Genomic DNA, 24,666 nt, shown 5'->3' on the forward strand with positions numbered 1-24,666 from the left:
CGGACGGTCCGGTATCGCTGCACCGCAATAGCGCCACTTTAGCGCATCCGGGTAATGTCCCTGCAATGTCCCCTCCCCCGAACAGGTAGAAGCATGCGCAATGGCACCCTCCTTTACGCCCAGTCCGGCGGCGTCACCGCCGTCATCAACGCCACGGCCGCGGCGGTGATCGAACAGGCCCGCGCCAAGGGAATCAAGGTCCTGGCTGCGCGCAACGGCATCCTCGGCGCCCTGCGCGAGGAGCTGATCGACACCAGCAAGGAGAGTGCTGCGGCCATCCGCGCCCTGGCCCACACCCCCGGCGGCGCGTTCGGCTCGTGCCGGGTCAAGCTGAAATCGCTGGAGGCCGACCGTGCCCGTTACGACCGCCTGCTGGAGGTCCTGCGCGCCCATGACGTGCGCTGGTTCCTCTACAACGGCGGCAACGACTCGGCCGATACCGCGCTGAAGGTGTCGCAGCTGGCAAAAAGCTCCGGCTACGACCTGACCTGCATCGGCGTGCCCAAGACCATCGACAACGACCTGGCGGTGACCGACACCTGTCCCGGCTTCGGCTCGGCGGCCAAGTACACGGCCGTGTCCGTGCGCGAAGCGGCGTTGGATGTGGCGGCGATGGCCGAGACCTCCACCCGCGTCTTCATCTACGAGGCGATGGGCCGCCACGCCGGCTGGCTGGCCGCGGCCGCCGGCCTGGCCGGCACCGGCGAGGACGACGCCCCGCACATCATCCTGCTGCCCGAGCGTGCCTATGACGAGGCCGCGTTCCTGGCCAAGGTCAAGGCGGTGGTCGCGCGCGTGGGCTACTGCGTGGTGGTGGCGTCGGAAGGCATCGCCACCGCCGATGGCCGCTTCGTCGCCGACGCCGGCGGCGGCAAGGACTCCTTCGGCCATTCGCAGCTGGGCGGCGTGGCCGCGCATCTGGCCGGGCGGGTCAAGGACCAGCTGGGGCTGAAGGTGCACTGGGCCCTGCCCGACTACCTGCAGCGATCGGCCCGCCACCTGGCCAGCAAGACCGACTGGGAACAGGCCCAGGCGGTGGGCAAGGCCGCGGTGCAGCTGGCGCTGAAGGGCCAGAACGGGGTGATGCCGGTGATCGTGCGCAGCAGCGATGCGCCGTATCGCTGGAAGATCGAAGCGGCACCGCTGTCGAAGATCGCCAACCACGAGAAGAAGATGCCGGCCGGCTTCATCCGTCGCGATGGATTCGGCATCACCGCCAAGGCACGCGCCTACCTGTCACCGCTGATCAAGGGCGAAGCCCCGCTGCCGTATGGCACCGATGGCCTGCCGAAGTACGTGACGCTGAAGAACGTGGCGGTGAAGCAGAAGCTGCCGGCGTTCGAAGGCTGAAGCCCGCCTGCGCCCTGCGCGGAGCGCAGGGCGCATTGCGGCGGCAGCCGAAGCGCTCCACAATCGGGCTCCGGCCCGGGGCACAAGGGGTCGCCGCAAGCCAGATTCGACGCTGCCCGGCCGCACGGCACGGGCCCGTGCTGCCATTTCACAAGGACTGTAACCATGAAGCACCCGATCCTGATCACTGCACTGCTGTGCGGCGCTGCTGCGCCGGCCTTCGCTGCGACGTGCGAAAGCAACTTCCAGAAGAAGGGCAATCCCTTCGTCGGCACCACCTTCACCTCATCGGTCACCCACCCTGACCTCACCGTGGCCAGCGCCATCGGCCAGATGCGGGTGATCGCCAAGAACGCCAACATGGATGTTCTCAGCGAGGATGCGGAAGGCGGCTCCATGCTGATCGAAGAGCCGGAAACCATGGCCCACAAGCCGATTCCGATCATCATCAGCGCCACCTCCGAAGGCGGCCAGGGCACCGTCGGCATGGTGGTGAAGGTCAACAAAGGTGCCATTGCTTCGGCAGACGGCGTGCGCGATGAAATGTGCAAGCTGCTCAACCAGGTCAAGCCGGGCAAGGCCGGCGAACAGGCGGCCAGGACCGCCCCGCAGGCTTCGGTGGTGACCATCGCTGCTGATCGCTTCGGCTTCCAGCTGCGCAACCAGAACAAGGACAATCCGGCTGCGGTCGAGCCGCGCTACAAGGGCAAGACCTACGCCATCACCGGCCGCATCACCACGGTGCTGCGCAGCGGCGGCACCTACAACACCAGCTTCGACCTGCCCAGCGATGGCAGCATCGACTATGAGCGAGTGGCTATTTCCTGTTCGTTCGCCGCCAACCAGGCCGCGTATGCGCTGGCCCTGCGCCCGCGCGAAAAGGTGACCTTGACCGGCGTGGTCGACAGCTATGACCAGATCGGCCGTGTGTTGTGGCTGAAGGACTGCCGCGGCAACTGACCGCTGCCGGCATGGGCGAAGGCCCGGGTGCGCAAGCATCCGGGCCTTTTCATTTCCCACACGGTTCACGTCTGTCGCACGTGCATCGCAGGAAGATGGATTGCCCCGCCTGGAGATCATCATGGCCCTGCATGTGGTTCGTCTCGGCAGTGCGCGCCTGCCCGGCGAGGGACTGCGCATCGGCACCGTACGGCGGCCGCCGCGCGGCGTGCCGCGCAGCGAGTTCGCCCGGCAGGACTGGTATGACGTGTGGTTCCCGGCACTGTCACCCAGCGCCGCGCTGGTGAAACAGGCGCACGAGGCAAAGACCGCCGCCGACTGGAATGCGTTCTTCCGCCACTACAGGGCCGAGATGAAGGCCCCTGATGCGGCGCATGCGCTGGATCTGCTCGCAGCGCTGTCGCAGCACAGCGATATCGCGGTGGGCTGCTATTGCGAGGACGAGGCGCATTGCCATCGATCGGCGCTGCGCGAGCTGCTGGTGGCGCGTGGGGCGAAACTGGCGGAGTAATCCATCGGTTGCCGGCCAGCGGCCGGCACTACCCAGGTCTCCCATCCAGGAGATCCACGCCATGCGTGGATGCTCGGCCTCAGATGCTCGGCCTCAATTGCACGCCTTGCCTTCCATCTGCAGCTGCGCGGCGAACATCGTCACCTGCGGGATCTTGCCTGCGGCGGCCTGCTTCCTGGCTTCTTCCAGATAGATGCGCGACTGTCCCTGCCCATCCAGCGCCTGGGCGTTGTTCACCGGCAGGCGCCACACACGCACCACCGCCTGCTGCGCCGGGCAGGCGGCATTCGGAACACGGATCACATCATTGAGTTTCCAGCCCTTGTCCGCGCTCGGTTGCGCCTTGCCGTAGTCGACAAAGCGGGCACGCGGCTGGCACTGCTCGCTGGTGCGCACCGCCGAGAAACGATAGGGCTCTGCGGCCTGGCCGGTGAACGCGCCCTCCAGGCGGGCACAGGCTTCGGGAATCTGCCGCAGCGTGTGCACCGCGCCGACTGCTTGTGGTGCACCTACCGCTCGCTGCAGTTCCGGTGCTTCCGCCGCGAAGGCAGGCAGGGCCGGGGCCAGAACGGCAAGCATCAACAGGGACAGGCGCATGGGGATTCTCCGACGGGACTGCGCGCAGGCTTGCAGAGGTTGGCTTAACGGGGTGCAAAGGTGGCGATGGGAACGACGGATATCGCGTCGGTGCAGCAACCGCTGCGCTCGCCGGGCGCGGCCTGGCGCTACCATCCGGGCGCGGGTGCACGCATACTGCTGGCACCAGGGAATGCTGAACACCGCCATACGTCGGACGACCGCCAAGGTCGGTACGGGTTGGTTCCAGGCTGCAGCCCGTCGTCCCCCTCGTGGTGCGTTCATCGCCACTGGATGCTTGTCCATCCATTCTGCGGAGGGGTCTAATGCTGGAACGTCACGGGCTGTCATTGGCGCTGGGCTGCGCCATTCTCGCGATCCTGTACGGAATCGTCTCGGCGCGCTGGATCCTGCGCCAACCCACCGGCAATGAGCGCATGGTCGCCATCGCCATGGCCATCCAGGAAGGTGCGCGTGCCTACCTCAACCGCCAGTACCTGACCATCGGCATCGCCGGCGTGGCGCTGTTCGTGCTGGTCGGCGTCTTCCTGAGCTGGTACACCGCGATCGGCTTCGCGGTCGGTGCGGTGCTGTCCGGTGCCGCGGGCTACATCGGCATGAACGTGTCGGTACGCGCCAACGTGCGCACCGCGGAGGCAGCGCGCCACGGCATCAGCGCGGCCATGGACGTGGCCTTCCGCGGCGGTGCGATCACCGGCATGCTGGTGGTCGGCCTGGGCCTGCTCGGCGTGGCCGGCTACTACGCGCTGCTGCTGCGCCTGGGCCTGCCGATGGAACAGGCACTGCATGCGCTGGTGGGCCTGGCCTTTGGTTCATCGCTGATCTCGATCTTCGCGCGCCTGGGCGGCGGCATCTTCACCAAGGGTGCCGATGTCGGCGCCGATCTTGTCGGCAAAGTCGAAGCAGGCATTCCCGAGGACGACCCGCGCAACCCGGCGGTGATCGCCGACAACGTCGGCGACAACGTGGGCGACTGCGCCGGCATGGCCGCCGACCTGTTTGAAACCTATGCGGTCACCGTGATCGCCACCATGCTGCTGGGCAGCCTGATGCTGGCCGAGGCCGGCGCCAATGCGGTGCTGTATCCGCTGGTGCTGGGCGGTGTTTCGATCATCGCGTCGATCATCGGCGCGCTGTTTGTGAAGGTGAAGCCCGGTGGCTCGATCATGGGCGCGCTGTACAAGGGCGTGATCGTCTCCGGTGTGCTGGCAGCGATCGCGTTCTATCCGATCACCACGGGGCTGATGGCGGACAACGTGCACGGGCCGATGGCGCTGTATGGCTGTGCGCTGATCGGCTTGGTATTGACCGGCCTGATCGTGTGGATCACCGAGTACTACACCGGTACCCAGTACAAGCCGGTGCAGCATGTGGCGCAGGCCTCGACCACCGGGCACGGCACCAACATCATTGCCGGCCTCGGCATCTCGATGAAGTCCACCGCGCTACCTGTGATCGCCGTCTGCGCGGCGATCTGGGGCGCGCACGCACTGGCCGGGTTGTACGGCATCGCCATCGCCGCCACTGCAATGCTGTCAATGGCGGGCATGATTGTCGCACTCGATGCCTACGGGCCGATCACCGACAACGCCGGTGGCATCGCCGAGATGGCCGAGCTGCCTTCGGACATCCGCGACATCACCGATCCGCTCGATGCGGTGGGCAACACCACCAAGGCGGTCACCAAGGGCTATGCCATCGGTTCGGCAGCACTGGCCGCACTGGTGTTGTTCGCCGACTACACGCACAACCTGCAGGCGGCCAATCCCGGCCAGGAGTTCCGCTTCGACCTCAGCGACCACACCGTGATCATCGGCCTGCTGATCGGCGGCCTGATTCCCTACCTGTTCGGCGCGATGGCAATGGAAGCCGTCGGTCGCGCGGCCGGCGCGGTCGTGGAGGAAGTGCGGCGGCAGTTCCGCGAGATCCCCGGCATCATGCAGGGCACGGCCAAGCCGCAGTACGACAAGGCGGTGGACATGCTGACCCGCTCGGCGATCCGCGAAATGATCGTGCCGTCGCTGCTGCCGGTGGCCGTGCCGGTGGTGGTCGGCCTGCTGCTGGGGCCACGCGCGCTGGGCGGGCTGCTGATCGGCACGATCGTCACCGGGCTGTTCGTGGCCATTTCGATGACCACCGGCGGCGGTGCCTGGGACAACGCCAAGAAGTACATCGAGGATGGCCACTTCGGCGGCAAGGGCAGCGAGGCGCACAAGGCAGCGGTGACCGGCGACACCGTGGGTGACCCGTACAAGGACACCGCCGGCCCGGCGATAAACCCGCTGATCAAGATCATCAACATCGTGGCGCTGCTGCTGGTGCCGTTGCTTTAGCAGGTGTGCGGCTGATGGCCATCATGATGGTCGTCGGCCGCACCTTTCCTCACGTCGGTCGATGCCTGCGCGCATCGACCGACGCAGGCCGTGCCAGGGCAGGCACTGCCCAGACGAATCATGCGGGAGTTCCCCCGCCCGTGCTTGCGTTGATAATACGGTTCCTTTCCATCACCAGCCCGCACCGATGATCACCACCGAACCGCGCATGACCAACCTTTTTCTGCAGCTGGGCCTGGATGCCAGTGCCGAAGGCATTGCCCGGTTCATCGCCGGCCACCAGCTCGCGGCCGGAGTGGAAGTGGCCGATGCGCCGTACTGGAACAACGCCCAGCGCCAGTTCCTGGCCGAGTCGCTGCAGGCTGACGCGGCTTGGACCACCGTGGTCGACGAACTGAACGAAGCGCTGCACGAAGCGTCGGTGAAGGACGCGGGACACTAAGCACCCGGTCGCAGGCATCGGTGCGGGCCCGGCGTCCGCACCCACCCGGCCTGCACCCGCTTTCGAATAGGGTCACTCGCTACCGCCAGGGAGAGGCCAGACGCGCGGCGCGGCGCAGTGCCGGCATCACGCCCGGCACCCGCCGATCCAGCTTTCAAAGACAGTCTGTCAGCCCGTCATAGACGCTCGTGGTCGTACCAGGCAACGGCGCGTGGATCGCCTCATGCCCGGAACCCGCCTGCCAGACCTGCAGGAGCTGCTCCAATGGGGTTCCAGATGCCAGCGGCAGCACACATGCATAGCTGCCATGGTCGACGTCGATCCGGCCGTCCTTCTGCACCCAGGTATCGCTGCCGGCGAAGGTCCAGATGCAGCTGCCGACCACACCTGTCGCTCGCTCCACCGAACAGCGCAGGCGCATGGCCCACAGGTTGTAGTACTGCCCCTCGCAGAACGTGTCGCCACAGACATCATCGAACCCGCGCACCAGCATCCGTTCGGCGGCCAGGAACCGCTCCCGGCCAGTCGCTGGATCGGGATGGTCACGGGCGTCCACGAACGTCGGCGCGGCCTGCGCAGCGCCAGCCACCATCAGGCCGCAGAGCAGCCATCGTCCCGGGAACGTGCGCATCAGGCGCCCCTCCCCTGCGCCCGCAGGCAATCGGCGAGCCCGTCGAACAGACCATGATCGAGCCCGGGCAGCGGTGCCATCAGCCCATCCGGCGCCTCCAGCGCGGCAAAGAAGGCTTCAACCGGCACCCCGGGCCGCATCTCCACCGGGCAGGTCCAGCGACCGTTGTCGACCTGCACCTGGCCGGTGTCACCCTGCACCACCAGTTCGCTGGCCGCCAGCACCCAGACACACCGCTGCACCGTGCCCCGGTGGGCCAGCACTGCACAGCGGAACTCCATCACCCGGTAGTTGCTGTAATCGCCTTCGCAGAAGGTATCGGCGCACACGCGGTCGAATGCCTGTGCAAGCGCTCCCTCAAGCGCGTAGGCCCTGTCCCACCCGGCCTCCCGGGTCGGGTAGTGGATCAGGTCGACATGCGTCCCGCGCGCGAGCGCGGCCAGCGGGGCAAGCAACAGCAGGACTCCGCAGTGCCAACGGTTCCAGTTCATGGCAGGACTCCTCGGTTCAGGGTTCCAGCCTGCCCCGGTCGCCCGGCCGGCCCCATCGGGGAACCCCGTCCTGGCCGGTCGTCGGCTACCGCGACGGCCCGTCGGCGCCCCACCCTGCACAGCGACCGGCAAAGGCATAAAATGGAGAGCTATCCGTCTACATCCCCCACCTGGAGCACACCATGGGTCTGGAACTCGTCTCGCCCGGCAAGAACCCGCCGGAAGAAATCAACGTCATCATCGAGATCCCGAAGGATTCCGAGCCGGTGAAGTACGAAGTGGACAAGGAAACCGGCGCGATCTTCGTCGACCGCATCCTTTCCACCCCGATGCGCTACCCCTGCAACTACGGCTACGTGCCGAGCACCCTGTGCGGCGACGGCGATCCGGCCGACGTGCTGGTGGTGCTGCCGCTGCCGCTGGTCCCGGGTTCGGTGGTGCGCTGCCGTCCGGTCGGCGTGCTGAAGATGAGCGATGAGGCAGGCAGCGACGAGAAGATCCTGGCCGTGCCGGTGTCGAAGATCTTCAGCGGCTATGCCCACGTCGAGGACATCGCCCAGGTGTCCAGCCACTGGCTGGAGCGCATCGGCCACTTCTTCGAGCACTACAAGGACCTGGAGAAGGGCAAGTGGGTCAAGCTGGACGGTTGGGGCGGCGCGGCCGAGGCCAAGCAGATCCTGATCGAGGCGCACCAGCGCCACCTCGACAGCAAGGCCTGAGACTGAACAGCATTGCTCCGGCGCACGGCGTCGGAGCGATGCGGGTCACGTTTCATGACGGCGGCACATCACCTTTGCCGCCGTATTAGGTAAATTGCGTCACTTCACACGTCATCGACATCGACCGTCGAGACAGCCAGGGGAATGTGTCGTGCGTATTCTGCTTGTTGGGGATACAGCCAGCCTGCCGGCTGAGCTGACCGAATTCATTGCCGATCTTGGGGAAGACTGGCAGCCGTTGACCGCCACCGATGGCCATGCCGCGATGACCGCGGTTGCCAGCCAGGGCGTGGACGCGGTGATCGTCTGCCCGCAGTTGCCTGATCTCAACGCGACCACGTTGCTGGGACAGATCCGCACCTTGCGCCCGGAGACCATCCGCATCGCACTGGTCGATGCACAGCATGGCAACCGGCCGCCGCCGGCGCGCCTGATCGGTGTCGCCCATCGCTTCCTGCCCTTGCCGCTGGCACCGGAAGTACTGCTGGAAGCGCTGACCAGCCTGGAAGAGCTGCGCGAAGTGCTGGACAGCCCGCGCCTGCGCGATGCCATCGGCCGCATCGAGAAGCTGCCTTCGCCGCCGCACCTGTACCTGAGCCTGACCCAGGCACTGGAACATGACGACGACGCCGACAGCGCCGATGTCGCCAAGCTGGTCGCCGCCGACCCGGCGATCGCGGCCAAGGTGCTGCAGCTTTCCAATTCGGCGTTCTTCAGCCAGGGCCGCACCATTGCCGACCTGCGCACCGCCGTGACCCGGCTGGGCCTGGCCACGCTGCGTGACCTGGTGCTGGCCAGTGAGGTGTTCTCCGCGCCTACCTTGTCCGGGGCCGAACGCAACTCGCTGCAGCAGCGTGCCTTGATGGCCTCGCGATTGGCCGCACGCCTGCTGCCCGACTCCAGCGCCGAACTCGGTGCCACCGCCGCCCTGCTGGCCGACATCGGCCTGCTGCTGCCGGGCGTACGCAACGAGCGCAGCGAGCCGGAGCCGGCCGATGATGATCGCCCCGGGCATGCCGAAGCCGGCGCCTATCTGCTGGGCCTGTGGGGCCTGCCGATGCCGATCATCGAGGCGGTGGCGTTCCATCTGCAGCCGCAGCGCGCCAATACACGCAGCTTCTGGGTGACCGGTGCAGTGCACGTGGCACTGGCGCTGGTCAACGGTGACCCGGTGGATGAAGAGTATCTGCAGCGCGCCGGTGTGCTGAACAAGCTGCCGCAGTGGCGCGAGCACGCCAACAGCCTGATGGGGCTGGTGCCGAGCGAGGCCTGAGGCACAGCGGCAGGCGGGTACGAATGGGACGAAAGGCAGGCCAGGTGGCCTGCCTTTTTTCGTTGTGCGGAGCATTCATCCACGCATGGCGTGGATCTACTGGAGGTGACCAGAGGCGCGTTGGCGCGGGTGTGGAGCAATCGATTGTGATCGGATGTGCACCACTGCGCGGCGTGGATGTCGGCGTTGGCCGACCGCACAAACAAGAAGGGCGGACCTTGCGGCCCGCCCTCCTCTTTCTGCTGTCACGCTTCGATGGATCAGAAGCGCTGGGTGTACTTCATGTAGTAGAAGCGACCGATGTCGAAGCCACCGTAGTACGAGAAGCTCGAGTTCGGCTGGCTGTACATGATCGGCCCCTGGTGGTTGAACACGTTGTTGGCGCCCGCCGAGATGGTGGCGTTCCACGGCGTGTTGTAACGCACCTGCAGGTCGTGGAAGGTGTTCGAACCGGTGTTGCGGACCGGAATGGCCAGGGTGTAGGCCGAGGAGAAGTCCGGGTTGTTGCACTCGGCGCCGCCGGTGCGGTCGTAGGAGCACTCTTCCTTCAGGCCCGAGTAGTAACGCATGCCCCAGTTGACACCGAAGTTGCCCAGGCTCCAATCGATGTTCAGGTTCGAGCGCACGCGGAAGTTGCCACCCCAGTCGCCAGTGCCCCAGCCGGTGTGCTGCTCGACGGCAGTCTGCTCTTCGTTGTCACGCTTGTACTCGAGGTAATCGACGTAGGTGGTCTTCCAGTCGATGACGATGTTGCCGAAGGAGAACTCCGGCAGGCGGTACTTGATGCCCAGGTCGTAACCGGCGGTTTCCTGGTAGCCGCCGTTGATCAGCGTGCGGGTGACGTCGGTCACCTGCGAGCCATTCTCCGGATCGCGGGTGACACGGTCACACGCATTGGCGTTGCCCAGGATGTAGCACTGGTTGAGGATGGAGGTCACCGATTCGGCCGCGATCACGTTGTCGATGCGGATCTTCCACCAGTCCAGGCTGATGTCCAGGCCCTGGACGAAGTTCGGGCTGTAGACCAGGCCGACCGTCCAGGTCTTGGAGGTTTCCGGCAGCAGCTCGGCGTTGGAACCCGACAGGTAGGCGTAGTTGGACTGCGACCCCGGACCGGTGGCATCGATGCCGCCCGATGCTTCCTGGCGGAAGTTGGCCGGGACGGCGCCGGCGCAGCGCGCGGCAACCTGCGGGTTGCGTACCGCAGCACCGAACAGGGTGTCACACGGATCGGTGTACTTGTCGAAGGTCTGCGAGGTGCCGCCGTACAGATCGGCCACCGTCGGCGCACGGAAGCCCGTGGCGTAGGTACCGCGCACCAGCAGGTCGTCGATCGGCTTCCACTTCAGGCCGAACTTGCTGTTGAAGGTGTTGCCGAAGGTGTTGTAGTCCGAGTAACGGCCAGCCATGTCGACCGACAGTTCCTTGGCGAACGGCAGGTCGGCCAGGATCGGCACGTTCAGCTCGAGGAAGAACTCGTTGAGCTTGTAGCCACCCGCGGTGGAGGCACCGGCCAGGTCGGTGCTCAGGCCCGACTGCAGCAGGGCATCCGGGTTGTACTCGGCTTCCTCTTCGCGGTGCTCATAGCCAGCGGCGAACGACAGGTCACCCGCCGGCAGGGTGAACAGCGCGCCGGACAGGTTGGCGCTGTAGACCTTGGAGGTGGTCAGCGAGGTGTCGTGGGTCGGCAGGAAGAGGTACTTCTGCAGATCCGGGTTGGACAGCGAGCCAGCGCCTTCGACGCCATAGCCCAGCAGCGGGTTCCACGGGGTGCAACCGGCGATGACCGCGCCCTGGGCACCACAGTAGGCAACACCGTTCTCGACGAACGACGGGCCGACGGCATTCTTCACGTTCGGGATGAACAGGTTGCCGGTGCCGGTCTTGGTGCCCTTGTTACGGTTGTAGACGTAACCGACATCCCAGTCGAAGTACTTGTCGCCGAACTCGAACGAGCCTTCCAGGCCTGCCGAGAAGCGGAAGGTGTTCAGCTCGGACTTGGTCTGGCGCGGCATTTCCCAGGTGCGACGCATGAAGTCGACATCCTGGTCCAGCGGGTTGAACGCACTGTCCTTGGACAGCTTGGTGCCGTAGGCGCTGGAACGGTACGGGTAACCGGCAATCTGCTGCAGCGCCTCGCGTTCGGTGTACAGAACGTTGGCGGTACCGCGGATGTTGTCGGTGAAATCGTACTGGCCGTTGGCGAACACCGAGCGACGCTTGATCCCGGTCGACAGATACATCTGCTGCGACGGGTTGGACAGGTCGGCGTTGGTCAGCTCGTGGTAGTTGGCGAAATCGGTCGGATCGGCACCCGGGTTCACGACGTAGTTGTTGCCGCCGGTGACCAGCACGCCCTTCTCGGTGATCGCCGACCAGCCATTGGCATCGTCTTCGGTCGGGAACGCATGACGCGGGCCGTTGGCGTAGGCGCTGAAGCTGCGGTCCTTGGCCAGCACCGGCTTCTCGTCGCTGTACTCTGCACCCAGGGTCAACGAGCCACGGTCATTGGTCATGCCGTAGACGAAGTTGTAGGTCTCCTTGTCGCCGTCGCCCTGGCCGTACTGGCCGCGGTAGACGCTGGCTTCCAGGCCATCGAAGTTCTTGCGGGTGATGATGTTGACCACGCCGGCAATGGCATCGGAGCCGTAGATGGCCGATGCGCCGTCGGTCAGCACTTCCACGCGCTCGACGATCGAGGTCGGGATCGAGGCCAGATCGGTGTAGCCACCGGAGCTGACGCCCATGCGCTTGCCGTCCAGCAGCACCAGGGTGCGCTGCGGGCCGAGGTTGCGCAGGTCGACGTACTGGCCGCCGACTTCTTCGCCCGAGGACAGGGCATCGGCGCGGCTGATCGCCGGCGAACCGGTCGCCGACAGGTTCTGCACGATGTCGGCAACGCTGGTGAAGCCCTGCTTTTCAATGTCGGCGCGCTGCAGCGCGATCACCGGCTGCGCGGTTTCCATGCTCGCCTGGCGGATGCGCGAACCGGTGACCGAAATGCGGTCCAGGTCGGTCGTGCCGCCGGCAGCTGCGTCCTGCGCCGAAGCGAAGGACGGTGCCAAGGCAAGCGCAATGCCGGCCGGCAACAAGCCGAGCCGCACTGCAGGAATACGAACGTTCATCAATCTCTCCAAGGTACGTGTTAGTAGCGTGTTAAAACGCCGTAGCACGTTACGATTGCGTTGCAGCGCTGTATTTGCGCGACACAACCGGAGACTTTGCGGAGTGTGGCGGAAGCTGTCCGTCATTCTCGCGGAAGCGCGAGGCGGACTGGCCGTAGCGGGCGCGGAAGGCACGCGCGAAGCTGCAGCAGTTGTCGAAACCGCTGGCGGCAGCGACTTCGCCGACCATCATGTCGGTATCGCGCAGCAGATCGGCCGCGCGCTCGAGGCGCAACCGTGCCGAAAGCGACTGCGGGCTTTCCTCGTACAGGCTCTGGAACGTCTTGGAGAGATACCAGCTGGAGAAGTTGGTCAGCTCGGCCAGTTCGCCGATGCGCACCACACGGTGGCTGTTGCCTTCCAGATACAGGCGCGCGCGCTGCATGCGACCAAACACCTGGCGCTTGCGGCTGCGCGAGCGGCCGGGGCAACGCTGTACGTTGTCGGCCAGGCTGCGCTGCAGACCGGCCAGATGCAGCAGCAACGGACGCAGTGCCTGCGCCGGCTGCCCGCTGGCGAGGGCGTCACGCCACAGGCGCAGCGCCACCCGCGCATCAGCGCGGTTCATCTGGCCACGACCGGCGTACAGGCCGCAGTCGGCCATTTCGGTCAGCACGCGCAGCGCTTCCACGTTCAGGTTCATGCCCACACACAAGCCGTTGCGTCCGGCCTGGACCAGCGGCCTGGACTCCTTCTCGAACGCGATCCACTCGCCCTGGCGAAGCCGGAACCGCCCTTCCTTGGCTTCCACCCATGAGGTGCCGCGCACCTGCATCCAGACGCTGAAGCTGGTGCCGGCGGTCTGCAGGCTGCCGAGGCGGGCAACCCCCATGCAGGTCGGCGCGACATCATCGATCGCCTTGTCCAGGGATACGGTTTGGCCACGATCAGCCAGCGAGAGTTGACGCATAGGGGCACCACGGATTTGCCAAGTACAGGCCTCCGTTTTGCCAAATGAGGTGGCAGCACGTCAGGAAAGACTGCCGAGATCGCCACGAATTCGCGGCGAGATCGTCACGAAGAAATTACGAAGGCCCTTTCTCGTTCAAGATCAATAATTTGGAGAATGCCGGGAAGAGCGCGGGCGGTTGCTCGGGCAGCCTCATCACCCCGATGTCGGCACCATCGCTGATGGCCAGGGCCAGGTACAGGCTGTTTCCGTCGGCACTGGCGCTCAGTCCATTGCCCGCGCTCAGCCGCTGGGCGTCCAGGCAGCGCTCGGCTTCTTCGCGTCCGGACTGGATACGGACCAGGGTCGTGCCACAGCTGGCACTGCTGCCGAGGTAGTCGATGCTGCCGTTGCCGGCCACCGTCCAGGTCCGGTAGCGCCAACGGCTGGGCCGGTCCTCACTGACCTGCTGCACGCTGGCAGGGGTCAACGCCGCGTCCACCGACCACAGCCCACCGGCTGCCAGCCGGGTGAACAGCACCCGCCCGGTACTGCGGTCGAAACGCGCCTGCGACACACCCTCCAGGCTGGCCAACCGCCGCCATGGCTGCGCGCTGCGGTCGAACAGGCTCAAGCGGGTGTGCTGGTCGGCATCACGTTCGACCACCAGCAGCTGCTCTGCGTCTACGCCGTACAACGCCTGCAATGGCTGCTCGGCGGGAACCGGAAGGCGATGCAGTTGTTCATCGCGCGGTGCGATCTCGTAGACAACCGCTTCGCCATGCTCATCGCGGCCCACCACCAGCAGATGCCGGCTGTCGGCCGACCAGTCGGGCGCCTGCCGTGCCTCGGGCTTCAGCCCCTCGATCGGCCGCAGCGATTCCGGCCGCTGCATGTCGGCCCACCACAGGGCGAAGCTGCCGGAACGATCGGAACTGAACACCAGTTGCCGCCCATCCGGTGCCACCATCGGTTGCCCGTCGCGGCCACTGGAGGCGAACAGGCGCTCACCGGCACCGCCCTGCGCGGGCATCCTGAACACCCCGAACTGCGCGCGCCGATGCACGAACGCCAGCATGTCGCCGCGGCGGGACACTGCCGGCCACTGCGCATCGTCGAGCCCGGCGTCGCGCAGCGTGCGGCGCTCGACGTCGAGGTAGTACAGGCGTGCTTCGCTGTCCACGCGGCGACCGAACACGATATGCCGACCGTCGCCCAGCCATGCCCAACCACGCAGCTCGGCCGATTCGGTGGTCAACTGCTCGGGCGTGCCGCCGCTGGCAGGCATCCGCCACAGGTCGCCCAGCTGAGGGTTGCGGACAAACACCAGCCATCGGCCATCCGGGGAATAGCGCGGGGCGTAGTCGAAATCATCCTCGTCGACAGCGTACTCCAGCGCACGCCATTGGCCGGTGGCCAGATCGAGCACGCGGATGCCGCGATGGGCATAGCGACCAACCATGCTGCCGAAGACCAGGCCACGACCATCGGGCGTCCAGTCGAAACTGAGCAGCTCGGTACCGTCGCAGCGCGTGGCCTGGCGCACGGCGCCGCCGGTGGCGCTGGCGATCAGCACCTGGCAGCTGGCATCGGCACCAAAGCGGGCGAAGGCGATTTCGCGGCCATCGGGCGACCAGTTCGGAAAGCGGTCGCTGGCACCTGCCGGTGGCGATAGCAGCTGGCGCGCGGGGGCATTGCCGGAGGTCTGCACCTTGATGGCGTTGCCGCCGGTGCCATCGTCGTTGGCGCCTTCGTAGGCGACCTGCGATCCATCAGGAGAAAGTGTGGGATAGGTCTCAAAACCGGCCGTTGCGGTAATCAATCGATACGGCCGCTCAGGGCTTCCGATCACCCGCGTGCCGTTCTCCACTGCCGCATCCACCGGAGAATTCACCGGCGCCGGGCGGCGCAGCAGCAGTACGCTCAACACCACCAGCGCAAGCAGCATCACCACGCCCAGTGCCAGCAGCAGGCGACGTCGCAGACGGCGCCAGCGGCGGCTTCCGCGTTCAACCACCGGCACGCCGGCGGGAGCTACGGCATCCGGCGCAGGCGGCTGTGATGCGGTCGAGTCCTCTGCAACGGCGATCGCATCGGTCTCGTGGTCCGCCAGCGGCTGCACCGGCACAAGCAGGCGGTAGCCGGTCTTGGCGATGGTTTCGATGTACGCCTGGCCGTTGTCGTCGTCGACGCTGAAGGCCTTGCGCAGCTGGGTCACGGCCTGGGTCAGCACATCGTTGGTCGGCAGCGTGTCCGGCCACACTTCGGCGAACAGCTCGTCACGGGTCACCACGCGCCCCGGCTGCCGCATCAACACGCGCAGCACGCCCAGCGACTTGGGCGTCAAACGGCGTGTACGGCGGGCACCGGCGACTTCGACCTCACGCGAGGACAAAGTAACGATGCACTCACCGACGCGGACGCGGTCGGATTCAGGCGACTGGATTTCGCTGTTGATCATTCGTTGCTATGGGGCTGAAACAGGCCGCAAACACTGTTCACCATCGATCCCTTCCCATCCTTGGCACAGCAAGAAGCCAGATTCCGCACAAAGCATCGGCGCATACCGCAAAAAAAACGAAGCCTCCGGATATTAGCCTATGCGAGTTACCTCGCCTATCGCGTGGTCGACATCAGGCTCTCTCTCGCCGACGCATTCACATAATACGCATCATCATTCGCGCCCTTTTGGGCGCGATATTTTTATCTGGCGTTCATTTTCAGAAGCGTTTCAGCATGGTCAGGCCAACCAGCCGCGAAACCACCAGCGCTACGTACATGACGCCGGAAAACTGCTCCAGCATTACCAGCGCGCGGGCCTGCGGATGCAGTGGCACGACGTCGCTGAGACCTACCCCTGACAATAAGCTGAAGCTCAGATAAAGCAGCTCCATCCATGTGCGCTGCGCGCCGCCACTGGCGCCCTGGAAACTGCCCGGATACCACTGCTGACATACGGCGAAGGTAAAAGCGAATGCCCATGCCAGCAGAGTGAACGTGGCACCGGCGGCGAACAGCTCGTCGCGCGTCACCTTGTGGTCCTGCAGCATGTAAGCGATCAGCGCACCGGCGGTGTAGAAATACAGCAGGCTTTCCAGCAGCTGCGCAGTGATGCCCAGTGCAGGCCGGTCGAGCAGGGCCGCCGAAAGGGAAAACACCACCGCCGGGATGGCCAGCACCAACGCCAGCCATGTCCCCAGCGGGCTGCGCTGCACCACCCACAGTGCCAGGCCGAGCACGGCCATGCCGAATACGCCTACTGCCGCGCGCCCGGCAGCGGTTTCGTCCAACGCCGGGTACAGCAGTACCGACAGCAGCTGTGCGCCGAGCAGCCAGGCAGAGGGATGACGGCGGGCGATGGCCAGCCAGCGGGTGGTGACGGCAATGGGCATGGTTCCGTGTCCCCGGGGAACGATGGGGCGAGGATAGCGGCATGTCGGTGAGTTGGGTGACTGGGCGGTGCCGGGCATGACCCGGCACCGCCCATCTGCGATCAGCCCTGCTGGTACACCTCGGCGCCGGCCGCCCGGAACTGCTCGGACTTTTCCTGCATGCCCTTCTCGGCGTACTCGCGCACGTCCTGGGTGATCTTCATCGAACAGAAATGCGGGCCGCACATCGAACAGAAGTGGGCCAGCTTGTGCGCGTCCCTGGGCAGGGTCTCGTCGTGGAATTCCTTGGCCTTCTCCGGGTCCAGGCCGAGGTGGAACTGGTCTTCCCAGCGGAATTCGAAGCGCGCCTTGCTCAGCGCGTTGTCACGCACCTGCGCACCCGGATGCCCCTTGGCCAGGTCAGCAGCATGGGCGGCGATGCGATAGGCCATGATGCCGTCGCGCACATCCTGCCGGTTGGGCAGGCCCAGATGCTCCTTCGGCGTGACGTAGCAGAGCATGGCAGTGCCGAACCAGCCGATCATCGCCGCACCGATCGCGCTGGTGATGTGGTCATAGCCCGGCGCGATGTCGGTGGTCAGCGGACCGAGCGTGTAGAACGGCGCCTCGCCGCACTCGCGCAGCTGCTTGTCCATGTTTTCCTTGATCAGCTGCATCGGCACATGGCCAGGGCCTTCGATCATGGTCTGCACGTCGTGCTTCCACGCAATCTTCGTCAACTCGCCCAGCGTCTCCAGCTCGCCGAACTGCGCCGCATCGTTGGCATCGGCGATGCAGCCAGGACGCAGGCCATCACCCAGCGAGAAGGTCACGTCGTAGGCCTTCATGATTTCGCAGATGTCTTCGAAATGGGTGTAGAGGAAGTTCTCCTTGTGGTGGGCCAGGCACCACTTGGCCATGATCGAACCGCCGCGGCTGACGATGCCGGTAACCCGCCTGGCGGTGAGTGGCACATAGCGCAGCAGTACCCCGGCATGGATGGTGAAGTAGTCCACGCCCTGCTCTGCCTGTTCGATCAGGGTGTCGCGGAAGATCTCCCAGGTCAGCGCTTCGGCGCGGCCATCGACCTTCTCCAGCGCCTGGTAGATCGGCACCGTACCGATCGCCACCGGCGAATTGCGGATGATCCATTCGCGCGTTTCATGGATGTGCTTGCCGGTGGACAGGTCCATCACCGTGTCGCCGCCCCAGCGGATCGCCCACACCAGCTTTTCCACTTCCTCGGCAATGCCCGAGGACACCGCGCTGTTGCCGATGTTGGCGTTGATCTTGGTCAGGAAGTTGCGGCCGATGATCATCGGCTCGCTTTCCGGGTGATTGATGTTGTTGGGCAGCACCGCACGGCCGCGGGCGATTTCCTCGCGCACGAATTCCGGGGTGATGATCTGCTGGATCGACGCACCGAATGCTTCGCCCGGATGCTGCTGCAGCAGTGCGGCATCGCGGATCGCTTCCAGCCGCTGGTTTTCGCGGATTGCCACGAATTCCATTTCCGGGGTGATGATGCCGCGGCGCGCATAGTGCATCTGGGTGACGTTGGCGCCGGCCCGCGCGCGACGTGGCAGGCTGCGCGCGGGAAAACGCACCGGGTCCAGCTTCGGATCATGTTCGCGCGCGCGGCCGAACGAGGAGCTGAGGCCGTCGAGCTGCTCGGTGTCGTTGCGCTCCTCCACCCAGCCACGGCGCAGTGCCGGCAGGCCCGCAGACAGGTCGATGCGCACGTCCGGATCGGTGTATGGGCCGGAGGTGTCGTAGACGGTGACCGGTGCGTTCTCTTCGCCGCCGAACACGGTCGGCGTGCGGGTCAGCGCGATCTCGCGCATCGGCACCTGCAGGTCCGGGCGCGAGCCAGGCACGTGGATCTTGCGCGAGCCGGGAATGGGCCGGGTCACGGATTCGGAGAGTTGCTGGGCCTGTTGCTGCAGGGCGGAGAGCTGTGCGTTCATCGGGCATCGTCCAGGAAGGTCAGGGACGAAGCGGCGGCGCACTGCACCCGCGCCCGGACGGCACCAAGGCGCTCCCTGGGCAGGTTCCGGGTACGGCTGCATTGCAAAGCTTCCCTACGCCGGTATGAGCCGGATCAGGTTCCAAGGGACTATCTCAACCGTGGCCACAAGGCCGCGGTACCCCCGCTTCTTGGTGGGCATTAGAGCATAGAAACCACTCGACCTCCTGGCCGTCCATCCACGCAGGGCGCAGATCTGCCGCAGCCGCGTTAACGGAACCGTGACGTCGCATTCAGTAACGTGCACGCGCGCCGCACCGTTGCACGCGGTGCTTTCCCTGCCGCCATCGCGGTGCCTGTCCGGTGCGCGCACACTGCCGCCGGCCTACTCCCTGCAAGCTTTCGCTCGCTCCCCTCAATCCCTTGATCGGAGAAGCTCCTTCATGGTGTTTCGCATTTCCATCGCACTGGTGCTTGCCCTGGTGCTGCTGGCCGGCCTCGCGCCCGGTCCCTTCAATACCGTCGTGCAGGCGGCGCTGGCTGATGTCATCCGCAGCGTCGGTTGGCTGTACCTGCTGGTGGTGTTCCTGGCGCTGGTATTCCTGATGTACCTGGCCTTCGGCCGCTTCGGCAACCTGCGCATCGGTGGCGAAGACGCTGAACCCGAATTTTCGCGCGCCAGCTGGATGTCGATGCTGTTCGCCGCCGGCATGGGCATCGGCCTGGTGTTCTGGGGCGCGGCCGAGCCGATCTCACACTTCACCAAGCCACCGGAAGGCATTGAACCGCAGAGCATGGACGCTGCGCGTGCCGCCATGCGCTACGTGTTCTTCCACTGGGGCCTGCATCCGTGGGCGATCTATGCGCTGATCGGCCTGGCGATGGCCTGGTTCCAGTTCAACCGCAACGGCGGTGGCCAGATCAGCGACATGCTGCAGCCGATCATCGGCCGCCACCATCGCGGTTGGATCGGAAAGGTGGTCAACATCTCCGCCGTGGTCGCCACGGCAGTCGGCGTGGCCACGGCACTGGGTTTCGGCACGGTGCAGATCGCCGCCGGCGTAGAACGGGTGTTCGGGTTGCACGCAGGCATACCGCTGCAGCTGACCATCATCGCAGTGGCGTTCGTGCTGTACATGGCCTCCTCGCTGAGTGGCGTGGGCCGCGGCATGAAGTGGCTGTCCAACGTCAATCTGGCGCTGGCGGCATTGCTGCTGGCACTGGTGCTGGTGCTCGGCCCGACCGGCGCCATCTTCAACACCTTCACCACCACGCTGGGCTCCTACCTCAACCAGCTGGTGACCATGAGCCTGCGCATGTCGCCGTTCTCGTCCAGCACCTGGGTGGCGGACTGGACGATCTTCTACTGGGCGTGGTGGATTTCCTGGGCACCGTTCGTGGGTTCCTTCATCGCGCGCATCTCGCGCGGCCGCAGTGTTCGCGAGTTCGTGGTAGGCGTGGTGCTTGCGCCCACCCTGCTCGGCTTCTTCTGGTTCTCGGTCTTCGGTGGCACCGCAATCTGGTCGCAGATCTTCGGCCACGCCGACCTGGTGCAGGCACTGGGCAACGGCTATGAGACGGTGCTGTTCACCCTGTTCGACAGCCTGCCACTGCCGTTGCTGCTGTCGAGCATCGCACTGGTATTGTTGATGATCTTCTTCGTGACCTCGGCCGATTCGGCGGTACTGGTACTGGCCACGATGTCCACCGACGATGCGGGTGAGCCATCGCGCAGGCACAAGATTGCGTGGGGTGTGGGCATCGCATTGATTGCGGGCGCATTGCTGCTGGCGGGTGGTCTGGAGGCGTTGCAGGGCATGATCACGATTGCGGCGTTGCCGTTCGCGCTGCTGATGGTGCTGGTGATGGTGTCGCTGTACCGGGTGCTGGACCAGGAATACACGCGCGAGCGGCGGCAGGCGCAGCGCCAGCGGCGCATGATCGATGCGTGGATCGCACGCGAGATGGCGGCGCAGGAAGAGACCCAGGCGGAGGCGGCACGCGCGCAGGATCAGGATTGAGGTGTTTTGCAACCTGCGGCTGCACCGCTTTTTTCAGGCAAAGGCAACGGCCGAAGCCAAGGCGGCTCTGGGTTGCTACTTGCCTGGCGGGGAGGGGCCGATGGCGGGACACGCCGCAAGTACGTCCCTGTAGGCTCGTCCACGGCATCCATGCCGTGGACGGTCCCGCCATCGGCCCCCTCCCCGCCTCCGACAATTTCCCGGTGACGGTTGGTGGATCCACGCCATGCGTGGATGAGGTGTATCGGAAAACAAGGAGGCACGTGGCTGTTGCTGCTGCCTTTGCTTTTGATCTTCTTCTTTCTCTTACTGCGGTGGCGGCCACAGGAAACTGTCCGTGGCCGGGCGGGTGGGTTGGCTGGGGGCGTGAGCCGCATGGATGCGGCGACCGAGCCTACAGGGACGTATTCACGGCGGCCCCCAGACAATCCACCCGCCCGGCCAAACCCAGCATTACGGAATCCACCGCAGAGGGGGCTCAGCCCGTTGGCCGGGAAACCTCAGTAGCCCGCCGCCTGCCCATCCTTGCGGCTCTCCGACGCGCCGTAGTACACGCCGGTTTCCGGATCACGCAGGATCGCCTGATAACCGCCATACGGACCATCGGCGAACACCACCCGGTGCCCCTTGCGCATCAGCGCCCGCACCGTCTCGTAGGGGAACCCGGTTTCCAGATTGACCTCGCCACCATCAGTCATCGCCGTCGCCTGCCCGGTCGGTTCGGTCGATCCCTCATGCTGGATGCGGGGTGCATCACCGGCCTCTTGAAGGTTCATGCCGAAGTCCACCAGGTTCATCACGATCTGTGCATGCCCCTGCGGCTGCATCGCACCGCCCATCACGCCGAAGCTTGCATAAGGCTTGCCGCCCTTGGTAATGAAGGCCGGAATGATGGTCTGGAAGGGACGCTTGCCCGGTGCGTAACCGTTGGGATGGTTCTTCTGCAGCACGAACATCTCGCCGCGATCCTGCAGGATGAAGCCCAGCCCCGGCGGGGCCATGCCGCTGCCCATGCCGCGGTAGTTGGACTGGATCAGTGACACCATCATGCCGTCGGCATCGGCCACGGTCATGTAGATCGTGTCGCCCTCTTCCAGCTGCCTGGGCGTGCCCGGCTGCACTTCCTTCAGCGCCTTGTCCATCGAAATCAGCGCGCGACGCTGCGCTGCGTACTCCTTGGAAATCAGCTTCTGTACCGGCGCCGGCTGGAACGCCATGTCGGCGTAGAAGCGCGCACGGTCGGCGAAGGCCAGCTTCTTGGCTTCCACGAACAGATGCACGTGCTCGGGTGAGCCGAACGGAATCTTCGAGAAGTCGTAGCCTTCCAGTACGTTGAGGATCTGCAGCGCGGCGATGCCCTGGCTGTTGGGCGGCAGCTCCCACACGTCGTAGCCGCGGTAGTTGCTACTGACCGGCTCGACCCACTCGCCGTGATGGTCGGCCATGTCCTGGTAGCTCAGGTAGCCGCCGTTCTTCTTGAAGTAATCGCCGATGGTATGGGCGATGCCGCCCTTGTAGAAGGCATCACGGCCGCCGTCGGCGATCTTCTGCAGGGTGTCGGCAAGGTTGGGGTTCTTCCACATCTCGCCCTTGCGCGGCGCGTGGCCATCGATCGTGAACTGTTCCTTGAAACCCGGATACTGCGACAGCTTCGGCACCGAGCGATCCCAGTAATAGGCAATCACTTCGGCAACGGGATGACCGTCGCGCGCGTAGCGGATGGCCGGGGCCAGGTTGTCGGCCATCGGCTTGCGGCCGAAGCGCTCGTGCAGCGCGAACCAGCCATCAACCGCGCCCGGAACCGATACCGGCAGCGGGCCGGTCGCGGGGATCTCCTTCAGGCCACGACGCTGGAACTCGGCCAGGGTGAGTGACTTCGGCGAACGGCCCGAGCCGTTGTAGCCGTAGAGCTTCTGCGTCTTCGGGTCCCACACGATGGCGAACAGGTCGCCGCCGACGCCATTGCCAGTCGGCTCCATCAACCCCAGCGCTGCGTTGGCCGCAATGGCGGCATCGACGGCCGAGCCACCGGCCTTCATCACGTCCAGCGCGATCTGGGTAGCCAGCGGCTGCGAGGTCGCGGCCATCGCATGCGGGGCGATCACCTCCGAACGGGTGGCGAAGGTGTGACCGGTAATGCGGTCGGCGGCCTGGGACAGCATGGGCACGGCAGCCAGCACGGCAGCAGCCAGCAGGGAACGGGCAAGACGTCGGGACACGGTCAGGTTCCGAGGGAAGGGGTGGTGACCCGATCTTCGCCGCTACCGCGACCGGGGGCCATCGGGCATAGGTCATGGGGCGCCTCATGGAGCCACGGGCGCCATTGCCACGAACGCCTCGCAATGCGCGCCGAACCTCCCGCGGCACACGGGGCGCTGCACGACCCGGCGAGCGCAGCTGGTATCGCCGGAATCCGCGCAAAAAACCCGTTGAAAAGAGTGAATTCGGGTTCACCGAAACACTTTCAACAGCAACCATCCTTGTGCCACAAGCCATTGCACTGCATGCAGCGGAAACTGACGGAAATAGTGCTGCGAGGGTTGACACGGCGGAAATGGCTGTGTTTTTCTCGATCACATGTTGCATCACAACACACCACCGCGAACCCACATCGAAGCCGCCGATACCGGCGCCGCCTCGCTGCGTTCGATTCTTGTGCTCGTACTTATTACCCAACCAACAGGTGCGGGACGAGCCAGCGTGTAAGCAACAAACACACCGGAACTCTTCAAAAACCCGCACCCGCCCAGGTGCGGGTTTTTTCATTTCAGGACCTGGTTTCAGACGCAACCACCATGACCACCGCCTCCTCCACAACCTGGACCTGCTGCACCACGAACTCTCGTGGTGGCAGTACCTGTGCGATGCGCGGCGCTGCCCTCCCCACTTTTCCCTGACCGGCCGGTACGTCGCTTCGACTGCCGGCCGTCTTTTTTCTTCCCACCCGCAAGGAACCTCCCCCATGAGCACCAACGAACTGCCCCAGACCAAGATCGCCGTCATCGGCTACGGCAGCCAGGGCCGCGCGCACGCGCTGAACCTGCGTGAATCCGGCTTCGATGTGGTGGTAGGCCTGCGTCCGGGCGGCCCCACCGAGGTCAAGGCACAGGCCGATGGCTTCACCGTGAAGGCACCGGCCGATGCGGTGAAGGATGCCGACCTGGTCGCGGTACTGACCCCGGACATGGTGCAGAAGAAGCTGTACGAGGACGTGCTGGCGTCGAACATGAAGCAGGGCGCGGTGCTGCTGTTCGCGCATGGTCTGAACGTGCACTTCGACATGATCAAGCCGCGCGAAGACCTGGACGTCGTGCTGGTCGCACCGAAGGGCCCGGGTGCACTGGTCCGTCGCGAATATGAAATCGGCCGCGGTGTGCCATGCATCTGGGCGGTCTACCAGGACAAGAGCGGCAAGGCCGCCGAGTACGCGCTCGCCTATGCGGCCGGCCTGGGTGGTGCGCGCGCCAACCTGATCCAGACCACCTTCAAGGAAGAAACCGAAACCGATCTGTTCGGCGAGCAGGCGGTGCTGTGCGGCGGCGCTTCGGCACTGGTGCAGGCGGGCTTCGAGACGCTGGTGGAAGCCGGTTACCAGCCGGAAATCGCCTACTACGAAGTGCTGCACGAACTGAAGCTGATCGTCGACCTGTTCTACGAAGGCGGCATCTCGCGGATGCTGGAGTTCATCTCCGAGACCGCGCAGTACGGCGACTACGTCAGCGGCCCGCGGGTGATCGACGCCGGTACCAAGGCGCGCATGAAGGAAGTGCTGAAGGACATCCAGGACGGCACCTTCACCAAGAACTGGGTGGCCGAGTACGAGGCGGGCCTGCCGAACTACAACAAGTTCAAGCAGGCCGACCTGGAGCACCCGATCGAGAAGGTAGGCAAGGAACTGCGCGCCAAGATGGTCTGGTTGCAAGGTCAAGCCGCGTAACAACGCGGCAC

Annotated in this window: 18 protein-coding genes and 1 riboswitch; of the genes, 9 read left to right on the plus strand and 9 right to left on the minus strand. The window is 65.4% G+C overall.

The features are described 5' to 3' along the window. The first annotated feature begins 93 nt into the window (after positions 1-93). The 3 genes from D0Y85_RS16755 (at position 94) to D0Y85_RS16765 (ending at position 2,821) form a co-directional block, all read left to right on the plus strand. Entirely contained in the window at positions 94-1,350 is a 1,257-nt protein-coding gene (locus D0Y85_RS16755; RefSeq protein ID WP_117311321.1) for a 6-phosphofructokinase, read from the plus strand. Positions 1,351-1,515: 165 nt separating this feature from the next. Further along, positions 1,516-2,310 carry a hypothetical protein gene (locus D0Y85_RS16760; protein WP_117311322.1) on the plus strand — a complete coding sequence of 265 codons (795 nt, stop codon included), beginning with the start codon at positions 1,516-1,518 and terminating at the stop codon, positions 2,308-2,310. A 121-nt stretch (positions 2,311-2,431) separates the two neighbouring features. Then, positions 2,432-2,821 (plus strand): DUF488 family protein, encoded by a 390-nt coding sequence (locus D0Y85_RS16765; RefSeq protein ID WP_117311970.1) that lies wholly within the window; start codon positions 2,432-2,434, stop codon positions 2,819-2,821. Positions 2,822-2,914: 93 nt separating this feature from the next. Here the strand turns inward: D0Y85_RS16765 and D0Y85_RS16770 are convergent, their stop codons facing one another. Then, the gene (locus tag D0Y85_RS16770; RefSeq protein WP_117311323.1) at positions 2,915-3,418 is read right to left on the minus strand and encodes a hypothetical protein; all 504 of its coding nucleotides are present in this window, start codon (positions 3,416-3,418) and stop codon (positions 2,915-2,917) included. Between the two features lie 305 nt (positions 3,419-3,723). On the opposite strand from D0Y85_RS16770, the gene D0Y85_RS16775 reads away from it, so the two are divergent. Together D0Y85_RS16775 and D0Y85_RS16780 are read left to right on the plus strand one after the other, a co-directional pair. After that, positions 3,724-5,751: a sodium-translocating pyrophosphatase gene (locus tag D0Y85_RS16775; protein ID WP_117311324.1), complete on the plus strand. Its 2,028-nt coding sequence runs from the start codon at positions 3,724-3,726 to the stop codon at positions 5,749-5,751. 187 nt (positions 5,752-5,938) lie between these two features. Further along, positions 5,939-6,193 (plus strand): DUF2789 domain-containing protein, encoded by a 255-nt coding sequence (locus D0Y85_RS16780; protein WP_117311325.1) that lies wholly within the window; start codon positions 5,939-5,941, stop codon positions 6,191-6,193. 154 nt (positions 6,194-6,347) lie between these two features. Here the strand turns inward: D0Y85_RS16780 and D0Y85_RS16785 are convergent, their stop codons facing one another. Further along, complete coding sequence (locus D0Y85_RS16785) at positions 6,348-6,824, minus strand: hypothetical protein (protein ID WP_117311326.1); 477 nt, start codon at positions 6,822-6,824, stop codon at positions 6,348-6,350. Next, positions 6,824-7,315: a hypothetical protein gene (locus tag D0Y85_RS16790; protein WP_117311327.1), complete on the minus strand. Its 492-nt coding sequence runs from the start codon at positions 7,313-7,315 to the stop codon at positions 6,824-6,826. Before D0Y85_RS16790 ends, D0Y85_RS16785 begins: the two co-directional genes overlap by 1 nt. A gap of 182 nt (positions 7,316-7,497) precedes the next feature. Between D0Y85_RS16790 and ppa the strand changes: the two genes are divergently transcribed. Both ppa and D0Y85_RS16800 read left to right on the plus strand, forming a co-directional pair. Next, a complete protein-coding gene (gene ppa, locus D0Y85_RS16795) occupies positions 7,498-8,034 on the plus strand; it encodes an inorganic diphosphatase (RefSeq protein ID WP_005410935.1) in 537 nt (178 codons plus the stop codon). Between the two features lie 151 nt (positions 8,035-8,185). After that, on the plus strand, positions 8,186-9,307 hold the full coding sequence (locus tag D0Y85_RS16800; protein WP_117311328.1) for an HDOD domain-containing protein: 1,122 nt from the start codon (positions 8,186-8,188) through the stop codon (positions 9,305-9,307). Positions 9,308-9,567: 260 nt separating this feature from the next. Here the strand turns inward: D0Y85_RS16800 and D0Y85_RS16805 are convergent, their stop codons facing one another. The 5 genes from D0Y85_RS16805 to thiC form a co-directional block, all read right to left on the minus strand. Beyond that, positions 9,568-12,432, minus strand: a complete 2,865-nt coding sequence (locus D0Y85_RS16805; RefSeq protein ID WP_180165907.1) for a TonB-dependent receptor — start codon at positions 12,430-12,432, stop codon at positions 9,568-9,570. Positions 12,433-12,481: 49 nt separating this feature from the next. Next, entirely contained in the window at positions 12,482-13,381 is a 900-nt protein-coding gene (locus D0Y85_RS16810) for a helix-turn-helix transcriptional regulator (protein ID WP_025874158.1), read from the minus strand. A gap of 115 nt (positions 13,382-13,496) precedes the next feature. Beyond that, positions 13,497-15,821 (minus strand): winged helix-turn-helix domain-containing protein, encoded by a 2,325-nt coding sequence (locus tag D0Y85_RS16815; protein WP_117311330.1) that lies wholly within the window; start codon positions 15,819-15,821, stop codon positions 13,497-13,499. Between the two features lie 259 nt (positions 15,822-16,080). After that, positions 16,081-16,752 carry an ion channel gene (locus tag D0Y85_RS16820; RefSeq protein ID WP_032976761.1) on the minus strand — a complete coding sequence of 224 codons (672 nt, stop codon included), beginning with the start codon at positions 16,750-16,752 and terminating at the stop codon, positions 16,081-16,083. A gap of 101 nt (positions 16,753-16,853) precedes the next feature. After that, positions 16,854-18,698 carry a phosphomethylpyrimidine synthase ThiC gene (gene thiC, locus D0Y85_RS16825; protein ID WP_117311331.1) on the minus strand — a complete coding sequence of 615 codons (1,845 nt, stop codon included), beginning with the start codon at positions 18,696-18,698 and terminating at the stop codon, positions 16,854-16,856. A 93-nt stretch (positions 18,699-18,791) separates the two neighbouring features. Beyond that, a riboswitch (TPP riboswitch) is annotated at positions 18,792-18,893 on the minus strand. 247 nt (positions 18,894-19,140) lie between these two features. On the opposite strand from thiC, the gene D0Y85_RS16830 reads away from it, so the two are divergent. Beyond that, entirely contained in the window at positions 19,141-20,718 is a 1,578-nt protein-coding gene (locus D0Y85_RS16830) for a BCCT family transporter (protein ID WP_117311332.1), read from the plus strand. A 500-nt stretch (positions 20,719-21,218) separates the two neighbouring features. On the opposite strand, the gene ggt is transcribed toward D0Y85_RS16830, so the two are convergent. Further along, positions 21,219-22,937: a gamma-glutamyltransferase gene (ggt, locus tag D0Y85_RS16835; RefSeq protein ID WP_117311333.1), complete on the minus strand. Its 1,719-nt coding sequence runs from the start codon at positions 22,935-22,937 to the stop codon at positions 21,219-21,221. A 743-nt stretch (positions 22,938-23,680) separates the two neighbouring features. Between ggt and ilvC the strand changes: the two genes are divergently transcribed. Next, positions 23,681-24,655, plus strand: coding sequence for a ketol-acid reductoisomerase (gene ilvC / locus D0Y85_RS16840; RefSeq protein WP_025874152.1), 975 nt, complete (start codon positions 23,681-23,683; stop codon positions 24,653-24,655). Positions 24,656-24,666: the final 11 nt, after the last annotated feature.

The organism is Stenotrophomonas sp. G4 (genome assembly GCF_003428825.1).
Lineage (GTDB): Bacteria > Pseudomonadota > Gammaproteobacteria > Xanthomonadales > Xanthomonadaceae > Stenotrophomonas > Stenotrophomonas indicatrix.